Here is a 9,928-nt window from a genome sequence, read left to right on the forward strand (position 1 = left end):
CGCTAATCATGACAACGAAATCGGCAGATCGTGAGCGCTTTACGCTCGGACGTGAAAACCGCTTACCGCCCCTGCTGGCGCTGCTCCTCTGCGCGCTAGCGACGTGGTTGCCGGGCCCGACCACCGCAAGCGCCCAGGAGACGCCGCCAGTCGCCGTGATCGGTGCCACGGTAGTGGCGTCGACCTGGCAGGATCCGGTGGAGGCGCTGGGAACCTTGAGAGCCGACGAGAGCGTCACCCTCTCGTCCACGCTCACCGGCACCATCAGCGCGCTCAACTTCGAGGACGGTGACGAGGTGGCGGCCAGTCAGTGGCTGGTGCAGCTGGACGACGCCCAGGCACAGGCCGAACTCCGCGCCGCCCAGGCGCTGCTCGGCCAACGCCGGAGTGCACTCGGCCGGGCACAGCAGCTTCAGGATCGCAACCTGGGTGTGCGCGCCACGCTCGAGGACAACGCGGCACTGGTCAAGCAGAGCGAAGCCGAAATCGATGCCATCCGCGCACGACTCGCCGACCATCGCTTGCAGGCGCCCTTCGCGGGCACGGTGGGGTTGCGCGAGATCAGCGTGGGCGCCCTGGTCACACCCGGCACCGAGCTGGTCACGCTCGACAAGCTGGACACCATGAAACTCGATTTCACCGTCCCGGCGACGCTGCTGTCGGTGCTCCACCCCGGCCTGACGCTCAGCGCCACGACCCCGAGCTACCCGGACCAGGTCTTCCGCGCCGAGGTCGCCACCCTCGGGACGCGCATCGACCCCATCTCGCGCAGCCTGGTGGTCCGCGCCAACCTGCCCAACCCCGACGGCCGGTTGCTTCCGGGCATGCTGATGGAAGTGCGGTTGAACCAGCCCGCTCGAGAGGCGTTGACGATCCCGGAAAGCGCGCTGGTCCCGGACGGCGAACGCCAGACGGTCTGGCTGATCGAGCCGGGCCAGCCGACCCGTGTGACGCGCCGGGAAGTCACCACCGGCGAGCGCCGGCAGGGAGATGTCGAGATCGTCGAGGGTCTCGATGCAGGGCAGCGAATCGTGACCCACGGCACGCTCAAGGTACGCGAGGGGGACCCGGTCGAGCTGATCGCGGAAAATGTCGGTGAGGGCGACATCAAGGATGTGCTGGAGCGTCAGCGCCGCGCCATCGAATCCCGGGCGAACGACTGATGCGGATTTCCGATCTATCGATTCGCCGCCCGGTTTTCGCGACGGTCGTCTCGCTACTGCTGATCGCCTTCGGCCTGCTGGCCATGGAGCGCCTGCCGCTGCAGGAATATCCGGCGATCGATCCGCCGATCGTCAGCATCGAGACCAACTATCCCGGCGCCTCCGCCAGCGTGGTCGAGACCCGGATCACCCAACTGCTGGAGGACCGCATCGCCGGTATCGAGGGTATCGTCTCGATCGAATCCAGCAGCGCCGACGGCGAATCGGAGATCGACGTCGAGTTCTCGCTGGACCGCGACATCGACGGGGCCGCCAACGATATTCGCGACCGCATCTCGTCGGTGGCCGACAACCTGCCCGACCAGGCCGAACCACCCGAGATCGAGAAGAGCGACAGCAGCGACGACGTCATCATCTGGCTGTCGCTCTCCGGCGAGGGCTATACCATCCCGGAGCTCACCGACTACGCCAACCGCTATCTCGTCGACCGCTTCTCGACCCAGAACGGCGTCGCCCGGGTCCGCCTGAGCGGCGGCAAGGAGTACGCGATGCGGGTCTGGCTCGACCGCAATGCTCTGGCCGCACGCCAGTTGACCGTCGACGACATCGCCGACGCGCTCGAGGATGAAAACGTCGAACTGCCGGCCGGCTTCCTCGAATCCCGCGACCGCCAGTTCACGCTGCGCATCCCGCGCAGTTTCACCACCGCCACCGACTTCCAGAATCTGGTGATCGCGCGGGGGGACGACGGCTATCTGGTGCGGCTGGCGGACGTCGCCCGCGTGGAGGTCGGCTCCGTCGAGGAGCGCTCGCTCTACCGCGGCAACGAAGTGCCCATGGTCGGCCTGGGCATGATCAAGCAGTCCCCCGCCAGCGTGCTGGAGGTCGCCAATGGCGCCAAGGCGGAAATGGCCCGGCTGCAGCCGACGCTGCCGGACGGCATGCAGCTGTCGCTCAACTTCGATTCGTCGGTGTTCGTGTCAGGTGCCCTCCACGAGGTCGTCTCCACCTTGTTCATCGCCATGGGGCTGGTCGTGGTGGTGATCTTCCTCTTTCTCGGCAACGTGCGTACCACCCTGGTGCCGGCGGTGACGGTGCCGATATCGCTGATCGGCACCTTCATCTTTCTGGCCCTGTTCGGTTTCACGCTGAACCTGCTGACGCTGCTGGCGCTGGTCCTGGCGATCGGCCTGGTCGTCGACGATGCCATCGTGGTCATCGAGAACGTCCATCGGCGCATGGTGGTCCATCGCGAGACGCCCCTGGTGGCGGCCTATCGCGGTACGCGTCAGATCGGCTTTGCGGTGATAGCCACCACCCTGGTGCTGATCACGGTATTCATTCCGTTGAGCCTGCTGCGGGGGGATATCGGACGCCTGTTCTCGGAGTTCGCCTTGACGCTCGCTGCCGCCGTCGGGCTTTCCTGCCTGGTCGCACTGTCGCTGGCACCGATGCTGTGCTCGAAGCTGCTCAATCCGCGGATGCACGAAAGCCGCATCAGCCGAGGGGTGCAATGGCTGCTGGACCGTTCGCAGACGACCTACCGGCGCTGGCTGTGCCGGGCGCTGCGTTTCCGCTGGCTCGTGGTCGGGCTGTTTGCCCTCGTCCTGGCCCTCACCGCCTGGCTGTTCCAGCAGTTGCCCAACGAGTACACGCCCCGGGAAGATCGCGGTGCCTTCTTCGTGCTGATCGAAGGGCCACCCGGCGCGACCTTCCATTACATGCAGGATTACTATGACGAGATAGAGACCCGCCTGATGTCCCTGGTCGACGCCGGCGACATCAACCAGGTATCGATCCGTGGTCCGCGCGGCTTCGGCAATGTCGAGAACTTCAACGACGGCATGGCCATCGTCACCCTCAACGACTGGGGCGACCGGCGTTCGGCGTGGGAGATCATGGCCGATGTCAGGCAGCGACTCGGGGACCTGCCCGGTGTGACCGCCACCCCGGTCATGCGCCAGGGCTTCGGCGGCAGAGTCGAGAAGCCGGTCCAGTTCGTGATCGGCGGCAGCACCTACGATCAACTGGTCGACTGGCGCGACCGCTTGCTCGAGCGTATCCGCAAGGACGGTAATGGCGGACTCGAGGCGGTGGACAGCGACTACAAGGAGACCCAGCCACAGCTTCGCATCCGGATCGATTACAACCGCGCAGCCGCCCTGGGCGTGACCGTCAGCACCATCGGCAACACCCTCGAGACGCTATTCGGCGGACGCAACGTCACGACCTACGTCGACAACGGCGAGGAGTACGACGTCATTCTCGAGGGAGAGCGCGAACGCCAGCGCGCCCCGAGCACCCTGGACAACGTGCAGGTACGCTCGGCGGTCAGCGGCGAGCTGATTCCGCTGGCGAGTCTGGTGTCCGTCTCCGAGTTCGCGGGCGCCAGCGAGCTCAACCGGTTCAACCGGATGCGGGCCATCACGCTGGAGGCCAACCTTCAGAACGGTACCGCCATGGGCGACGCGCTGGCCTACCTGCAGCGAATCGCCGACGAGGAGTTGCCCAGCGAGGCGGTCATCGACTACAAGGGCCCTTCGCGGGATTATCAGGAGGCCAGTGGCGCCACCACCTTCCTGCTCGCGCTGGGCATCGTCGTGGTGTTCCTGGTTCTGGCGGCCCAGTTCGAGAGCTTCATCCATCCGCTGGTCATCATGTTCACGGTGCCACTGGCGATCAGTGGCGCCCTGCTCGGCCTGTGGGCCAGCGGCCAGTCCCTCAACATCTATAGCCAGGTCGGGCTGGTGGTCCTGGTGGGTCTGGCGGCCAAGAACGGCATCCTGATCGTCGAATTCGCCAATCAGCTGCGCGACGAGGGAGCGGCGTTCTCGGATGCGCTGGTCGAAGCGGCCGTGACCCGACTGCGGCCGATACTGATGACGACCGTCACCACCATGGCTGGCGCCATACCGCTGATCCTGGCCTTCGGTCCCGGCGCCGAATCGCGCATCGTCATCGGTACCGTGATCTTCTGCGGCGTCGCCGTCGCCACCCTGTTGACACTGTTCATCGTTCCGGTCGCCTATGACATGCTTGCGCGGCATACCGGCTCACCCGGCGATGTCGGCCAGCGTCTGGAGCGAGAGCTGAATCTCGATGCGCCGACGCGAGAAAGGCCCTAGCGAGTCATGGAATTGCAACTACACTTCTCTAGGGCCTGTCCACCGCACCGGAGGGATGACCATGAGCCTGTTCCATCGTGACGACAAGGAAGACGAGACCAACCGTATCGATGAGGATATGGCGGCGGCTGCCGAGCGTGCGCCCCGGCTGGGGGATGATCCGATCCGGGAGGAACCTGCACTGACGTCGCAGGACGACCCTCTCGAGGAGAGCAGCGACGAGCCGCCTCCCCACGCGACCGCCTATCTTCCGCAGGACAGCTGGGCGAACCGCTCACGCCAGCGCCTGGACGAACAGATCAGCGACACCTGCGAAAGCTGCGACGAGTTCGTGCAGCGCAAACCCTGGCAGAGCGTCGGTATCGCCGCGCTGGGCGGCGCCTTGCTGACGCTGATGCTGAGCCGGCGTTGACGGCTCGAGCCAACAGAACGAATCTATTGCCCTGACCCACCATCATCATCGACCAATGATTAAGGATGATCCATGAGCCGCAACTATCGGGAAGAGAGCCGGAACTACTATCGAGATGCCAAGCGTCGAGGTCGCAAGGGTCTGGAGCGCGCGCGGCATCGGGCGGACGATGTCAGCCACGAACTGGCTGAGCACGCGGAAGAGGCCTGGCGCGAAACCGACGACTACGTTCACCGCAATGCCTGGAGCAGCATCGGCGTCGCCGCGCTGGCCGGATTCGCCATCGGATTCTTCGTCGGGCGCCGCTGAACGACGCCTCGTCACCCGGCGATAGCTCGATCAGGACGGCCCCGTGATACCTCACGGGGCCGTCTTCTCGTTCGGGCCGCGGAATCACGGTCACTCGAACCGGCTGGACAGCGTCTCGCGCAAATGGCGCAGCGAATGGGCGTCGCTGCTATCTGGCCACAGCCACAGGCGGCGGCCGGAGAGATCGATCGCCGAGAGTAGCGGCCCGAGGCGTACCAGCCGGCAGGTTTCGGGCTGCCAGGCCCGGGCATCGGCCGAGCTCTCCCAGACTGACCGCTCCCCGCTCTGCACGCATCGCAGATGATACTGCCTGGGCATCGACCGGTACCGCCAGCCGGTGACGGTCAGCGCCACCAGCACTATCGGGACGGCAGCCCGACCGTCGACCGACCACCCCGCGTAGCCGGCCAACGCCAGCGCCAGCAACGCCTGGCAAGCCAGCGACAGCCTAGAGCGCCTGACGACGACTGTTGTCGGTGGTCTCTGCATGTTCGACGATCATTTTGACGAGACGGCGCAACTCGGCGTCCTGGGGCCACTCGCGCCGCATCAGCCAGGTGAAGAGATCCTGGTCCTCGCTGGCCAGCAGCTCCCGGTAAAGCACCTGGTCCGAAGGCGTCAGTTGGTCATAGCGATCTTCGAGAAATGGCATCAGCAGCAGATCCAGTTCCCACATGCCGCGCCGTGAATGCCAGTAAAGCCGTCGACGCGTGACATCTTCGTTGTCTGACATGGACTACCCTCGATCCGGTGGGCTGAATGACTGTATGGCGCCGCATTATACCCGAGGGAGTTGCCAGTCACTATTCACTCACCCGACCCACCCGGCTAATGCGTTGTTTTCTCGAAAGTTGCGAAGTATGCTGAAGCGACAATAACAGACGTCGGACGCCCATTGCGCGGTTCTTCACCGCCTGGCAGAGGCCTCACGGAGAATGTCGATGACAAAGTCTGAATTGATCGAACAGATCGCCACCCGTCGCCCCGAGCTATCGGCGAAGGAGGTCGAAGCGGCAGTGCGCGTCATTCTCGACGATATCACCAACGCACTCGCGGACGGCGGACGTGTGGAGATTCGCGGATTCGGCAGTTTTTCACTGCATTTTCGCGAGCCTCGAACCGGGCGCAATCCCAAGACCGGCGATCCCGTCGATCTCGACGGAAAATACGTCCCGCACTTCAAGCCGGGCAAGGAACTACGCGAACAGGTCAATGCCAGCCGCGCGCTGGGCTACTGACCTCCCAAGTCATTGCACCCGTCGTGCGAATCGACGGATGCCACCGCGATGACCGATCACGACCCGGGCAGTCGCGGTGCGTCACCAGGAATCACTATGCGCTGGCTCAAAGGCGTCATTCTCGCCATCATCCTGATCGTCGTACTGCTGCTCGGCATCCTGTTTGCCGTCAACAACCAGCAGCCACTGCCGCTGGACTTGATCTGGGTGCAGCTCCCTCCCGCCTCGTTGTCGCTGTGGCTCCTGGTCGCCCTGGCTTGTGGCGTGATTCTCGGCATGCTGGCAATGACGGGGATGTACCTTCGCCTGCGCACCCTGTTGACCCGTGCCCAGCGTCACAATCAGCAACAGCGCAAAGAACTCGATCGTCTACGGACGCAGGAGTTCAAGGAAAGCACCTGAATGAGCGATGTTCTGCTGCTGGCGCTGCTGGTGGCAGCCATCGCCATCGGCTGGTTGCTGGGGCGCTGGGAATCGGGCCGGGGCCGGAGCCGGCCACGCACCGGGACGTCACGCGGCACGCTGCCGAAAGACTATTTCGTTGGCCTCAATTATCTGCTCAACGAGCAGCCGGACCGTGCGATCGAGACCTTCACCCAGGCGCTGGAGGTCAACAGCGACACGGTCGAGACGCATATCGCCCTGGGCAATCTCTATCGGTCGCGCGGTGAAGCCGATCGCGCCGTTCGCATCCACCAAAACCTGCTGGCCAGGCCCGCGCTGACGCCATCGCAAAGTGGCCAGGTGCAGCTGGAACTCTCTCGCGACTTCCTCAACCTCGGGCTGCTCGATCGAGCCGAGCGGCTACTGCTGTCGTTGCAGAAGAGCCAGGTCGACGACGATCAGAAGCTCGCCGCCAGACGCCTGCTCGTCGACCTGTTCGAACGCGAGAAGGAGTGGGCCCAGGCGCTCGACGCCGCCCAACCGCAACTGGTGCGCCAGGATGCCGACATTCGGCGCGCGGCGGCACACTGGCATTGCGAGCTGGCCAGCAGGCACCGCATCGAAAGCAGCCCGTCACTGGCCCGCAAGGCATTGAAGCAGGCACTGCATACCGATGAGCGCTGCGTTCGTGCCAACTGGATGCTGGGCCAGCTCGAGTGGGATATCGGCCACTATCGCGACGCAGCCCGATGCTGGCAGCGGGTTCCCGAGCAGGATCCGAGCTTCACCGCCATCGTGCTGGAGCCGCTGCGAAACGCCTATCGGCTGCTCGATGACGACGACGGCTGGTGGCAGTTCCTGGAGAAGCAGCTGCAACGCGACCCACAGACCTCGGTCGTCATGATGGCAGCGGACACGCTGAGACATCGCCAGGGCACGGAGATCGCCTGCGCGTTCGTCAGCGACCAGTTGCGCGACCACCCCAGCCTGCGTGGCGTCGACTACCTGATGGACCTCTATCTGGACGATAGCGATCCCGCGGAGCGGGATCGGCTGGAGCTTCTCAAGCAGCACACCCGGCAGTTGCTGAGCACCCGGCCGAGGCACCGCTGTCAGCGCTGCGGCTTCGGCGCCGAACAACTCCACTGGCAATGTCCCCGCTGCCGCAGCTGGGGCACCAGCAAGCCGGTAACGGGCCTGGAAGGCGAATGATCACGACCCGCTTGCCAAGGTGTGCTCGATGTCGGCCAGTGCCGCCATGGGATCGGCGGCCTGGGTCACCGCTCGACCGATGACCAGGTGCGTGCTGCCGGCCGCCATCGCTGCATCGGGGGTCATCACCCGTCGCTGATCTCCCTGCGCCGCGCTGGCGGGCCGAATCCCCGGCGTCACCTTGAGAAATCCCGCCCCGCAAAGCTCGCGCAACCGAGCGCTCTCGCGCGCCGAGCAGACCACTCCATCCAGCCCGCTCTCCTGGGTCAGCCTGGCCAGCCGCTCGACTTGAGCCAGGGCACTGTCGGAGACGCCGGTTTCCTGGAGCTCGTCGTCGGTCATGCTGGTCAGCACGGTGACCGCGATGAGATGCGTCTCGAGTCCGCGCTTCGCCAATCGCTCGGCGCTCGCTTCCATCATTCGGCGGCCGCCGGAAGCGTGCACGTTGACCATCCACACGCCAAGGTCGGCGGCGGCTTCCACCGCACCGGCGACCGTATTGGGAATGTCGTGAAACTTCAGGTCCAGGAAGACCTGAAAGCCCCGCCGATGCAGCGCCTCGACGGCCGCCGGCCCTGCACGGGTGAACAGCTCCTTGCCGACCTTGACGCGGCAACGGGCGGGATCGAGCGCGTCGGCCAGTTGCAGCGCCGCACCCAGTTCAGCGTAGTCGAGCGCAATGATGAGTGGCGATTCCGGGGCGGGCATGGTCGTCTCCAGCAGTCGAATTCGTGCGGGAGTATACCTGACACCGCAATGGGATAGGTCGCTCCCGCCATATCCGCGCCAGCTACTTTAGCCAGATTGAGTAGAAATTGACTGACAAGAATGATCGCTTTTTTCCGATAAAAAATCGCGGAGCAGCGTCGATACAAGGTAATGACGGGCGGTGTGGAACGACACCGGCCTTCACTCACCGATATCAAAAGAGAGATCGCCATGAAGACTCTGCTCCGTGCCGCACTGTTCTCGCTGTTCAGTTTCACCGCTCTCCCCGCGCTTGCCCAGGATGCCCCCGTCAATATCAACGAGGCGTCGGTCGAGGCATTGACGACGCTGCCCGGCATCGGCGCGGTCAAGGCTCAGGCGATCGTCGACGATCGGAAAGCCAACGGCGACTACAAAAGCCTGGAGGACCTGACCCGCGTCGATGGCATCGGCGAAGCCACGGTGGCCAACCTCTCCGAGAAGGCAACACTGTAAGCCCGGCTCCGGGGCCGGCTTCTCGTCGGCCCCGGGGTGTCCAAGCTTGCAATTCCCTCGTTAGTCTCCATCTTGCCTGATTGGCAGTGCCAACGACGGAGACATCATGCCCCTGCTCATCCTCATCGCCCTATTCGCGATAGCGGACTTCGCCGTACTCTTCACGCTGGGAGCCAGGCTAGGCCTGCTGACCAGCCTGTTGTGGATCGTCGCCAGTGGTGCCCTCGGTGTTCATCTGATTCGCCGCGAGAGCCTGCTCACGCTTCAGCGGGCCCGTGTCCGCGTGGCAGCCGGTGAAATCCCCTCCGCCGAGATCATGGCGGGCGCCTCGTTCGTATTGGCGGGCATCCTGTTGATAGCACCCGGTTTTCTTTCCGATATCGTGGGCCTAGCATGCCTGATCCCCGGCAGCGGCCAGCTATGGCGTCGCTGGTCCGCCCGCCGCAGTGGGAGCGGCTCGAAGGGGGCGGAAATCCCCGGCGACTGGAACGTCCATCGAAGAGATTCGGAAAACCCTGCCAGCGGTGGTCGAGCCGGCGATGGGGCCAATCCCATCGAGGGAGAGTATCTCGGCAAGGACCAATGAAGTGCCCTACCTTGCCGCCGCCCGGCGATAAAATTTTCAGGCCGCCCCTTGAAACCGGCTGGCCAGACCCAATCAAGGCAGCAGCGACAGCTTTAGGCCGTCAGGCCCATTAACCGGAAGGCGCAAGCCTTCGCCCCTTGAGCCTGGCTCATGTGGGAACGTGCATTTGTAACATGCAACCATCAGGAGAACGTGAGCAATGAAAATCCGTCCCTTGCACGATCGCGTCATCGTACGTCGCAAAGAAGAAGAGCAGAAAACTGCTGGCGGCATCGTGCTTCCGGGCAGTGCCCAGG

12 protein-coding genes and 1 pseudogene are annotated in these 9,928 nt (G+C 64.4%); 10 read left to right on the forward strand and 3 right to left on the reverse strand.

The genetic code is table 11. The features are described from left to right. The 4 genes from AC3AYF_RS13705 to AC3AYF_RS13720 all read left to right on the forward strand — a co-directional run. Positions 1-1,163 (forward strand): efflux RND transporter periplasmic adaptor subunit (locus AC3AYF_RS13705; protein ID WP_365677577.1); only part of this gene is annotated, 1,163 nt, incomplete at its 5' end. Next, positions 1,163-4,288 carry an efflux RND transporter permease subunit gene (locus AC3AYF_RS13710; RefSeq protein WP_487779864.1) on the forward strand — a complete coding sequence of 1,042 codons (3,126 nt, stop codon included), beginning with the start codon at positions 1,163-1,165 and terminating at the stop codon, positions 4,286-4,288. The genes AC3AYF_RS13705 and AC3AYF_RS13710, both read left to right, overlap by 1 nt. Positions 4,289-4,349: 61 nt before the next feature. Next, positions 4,350-4,700: a glycine zipper domain-containing protein gene (locus AC3AYF_RS13715; protein WP_487779865.1), complete on the forward strand. Its 351-nt coding sequence runs from the start codon at positions 4,350-4,352 to the stop codon at positions 4,698-4,700. A gap of 72 nt (positions 4,701-4,772) precedes the next feature. Then, complete coding sequence (locus AC3AYF_RS13720; protein ID WP_295040122.1) at positions 4,773-5,009, forward strand: ElaB/YgaM/YqjD family protein; 237 nt, start codon at positions 4,773-4,775, stop codon at positions 5,007-5,009. A gap of 90 nt (positions 5,010-5,099) precedes the next feature. On the opposite strand, the gene AC3AYF_RS13725 is transcribed toward AC3AYF_RS13720, so the two are convergent. Together AC3AYF_RS13725 and AC3AYF_RS13730 are read right to left on the reverse strand one after the other, a co-directional pair. Then, positions 5,100-5,498, reverse strand: a complete 399-nt coding sequence (locus AC3AYF_RS13725; protein ID WP_487779866.1) for a hypothetical protein — start codon at positions 5,496-5,498, stop codon at positions 5,100-5,102. After that, positions 5,458-5,742 carry an FAD assembly factor SdhE gene (locus AC3AYF_RS13730; protein ID WP_295040126.1) on the reverse strand — a complete coding sequence of 95 codons (285 nt, stop codon included), beginning with the start codon at positions 5,740-5,742 and terminating at the stop codon, positions 5,458-5,460. The genes AC3AYF_RS13725 and AC3AYF_RS13730 overlap by 41 nt, the downstream gene beginning before the upstream one ends. Positions 5,743-5,923: 181 nt before the next feature. On the opposite strand from AC3AYF_RS13730, the gene AC3AYF_RS13735 reads away from it, so the two are divergent. From AC3AYF_RS13735 to lapB, 3 genes are all read left to right on the forward strand, one after another. Then, complete coding sequence (locus tag AC3AYF_RS13735) at positions 5,924-6,247, forward strand: integration host factor subunit beta (RefSeq protein ID WP_275401748.1); 324 nt, start codon at positions 5,924-5,926, stop codon at positions 6,245-6,247. Between the two features lie 96 nt (positions 6,248-6,343). Then, positions 6,344-6,649: a LapA family protein gene (locus tag AC3AYF_RS13740; protein ID WP_110602835.1), complete on the forward strand. Its 306-nt coding sequence runs from the start codon at positions 6,344-6,346 to the stop codon at positions 6,647-6,649. Further along, on the forward strand, positions 6,650-7,843 hold the full coding sequence (gene lapB / locus AC3AYF_RS13745; protein ID WP_295040128.1) for a lipopolysaccharide assembly protein LapB: 1,194 nt from the start codon (positions 6,650-6,652) through the stop codon (positions 7,841-7,843). It begins immediately after the preceding gene. On the opposite strand, the gene pyrF is transcribed toward lapB, so the two are convergent. Continuing rightward, entirely contained in the window at positions 7,844-8,551 is a 708-nt protein-coding gene (gene pyrF / locus AC3AYF_RS13750) for an orotidine-5'-phosphate decarboxylase (protein WP_295040130.1), read from the reverse strand. 231 nt (positions 8,552-8,782) lie between these two features. Here pyrF and AC3AYF_RS13755 point away from each other — a divergent pair, with 231 nt between their 5' ends. The 3 genes and pseudogenes from AC3AYF_RS13755 to groES form a co-directional block, all read left to right on the forward strand. Next, positions 8,783-9,046 (forward strand): ComEA family DNA-binding protein, encoded by a 264-nt coding sequence (locus AC3AYF_RS13755; protein WP_295040132.1) that lies wholly within the window; start codon positions 8,783-8,785, stop codon positions 9,044-9,046. Between the two features lie 106 nt (positions 9,047-9,152). After that, positions 9,153-9,632, forward strand: coding sequence for an FxsA family protein (locus AC3AYF_RS13760; RefSeq protein ID WP_295040133.1), 480 nt, complete (start codon positions 9,153-9,155; stop codon positions 9,630-9,632). A 199-nt stretch (positions 9,633-9,831) separates the two neighbouring features. Next, positions 9,832-9,928: pseudogene (gene groES, locus AC3AYF_RS13765) on the forward strand (co-chaperone GroES); the annotation flags it as partial.

This window comes from Salinicola sp. (genome assembly GCF_982684285.1).

What these genes read in the sequence shown, in the direction of transcription:
- AC3AYF_RS13755 (WP_295040132.1), top strand. Translation starts at nt 8,783, where the DNA reads ATGAAGACTCTGCTCCGTGCCGCACTGTTCTCGCTGTTCAGTTTCACC.
- AC3AYF_RS13725 (WP_487779866.1), bottom strand. Translation starts at nt 5,498, where the DNA reads ATGCAGAGACCACCGACAACAGTCGTCGTCAGGCGCTCTAGGCTGTCG.
- AC3AYF_RS13720 (WP_295040122.1), top strand. Translation starts at nt 4,773, where the DNA reads ATGAGCCGCAACTATCGGGAAGAGAGCCGGAACTACTATCGAGATGCC.
- AC3AYF_RS13710 (WP_487779864.1), top strand. Translation starts at nt 1,163, where the DNA reads ATGCGGATTTCCGATCTATCGATTCGCCGCCCGGTTTTCGCGACGGTC.
- pyrF (WP_295040130.1), bottom strand. Translation starts at nt 8,551, where the DNA reads ATGCCCGCCCCGGAATCGCCACTCATCATTGCGCTCGACTACGCTGAA.
- lapB (WP_295040128.1), top strand. Translation starts at nt 6,650, where the DNA reads ATGAGCGATGTTCTGCTGCTGGCGCTGCTGGTGGCAGCCATCGCCATC.
- AC3AYF_RS13730 (WP_295040126.1), bottom strand. Translation starts at nt 5,742, where the DNA reads ATGTCAGACAACGAAGATGTCACGCGTCGACGGCTTTACTGGCATTCA.
- AC3AYF_RS13740 (WP_110602835.1), top strand. Translation starts at nt 6,344, where the DNA reads ATGCGCTGGCTCAAAGGCGTCATTCTCGCCATCATCCTGATCGTCGTA.
- AC3AYF_RS13760 (WP_295040133.1), top strand. Translation starts at nt 9,153, where the DNA reads ATGCCCCTGCTCATCCTCATCGCCCTATTCGCGATAGCGGACTTCGCC.
- AC3AYF_RS13715 (WP_487779865.1), top strand. Translation starts at nt 4,350, where the DNA reads ATGAGCCTGTTCCATCGTGACGACAAGGAAGACGAGACCAACCGTATC.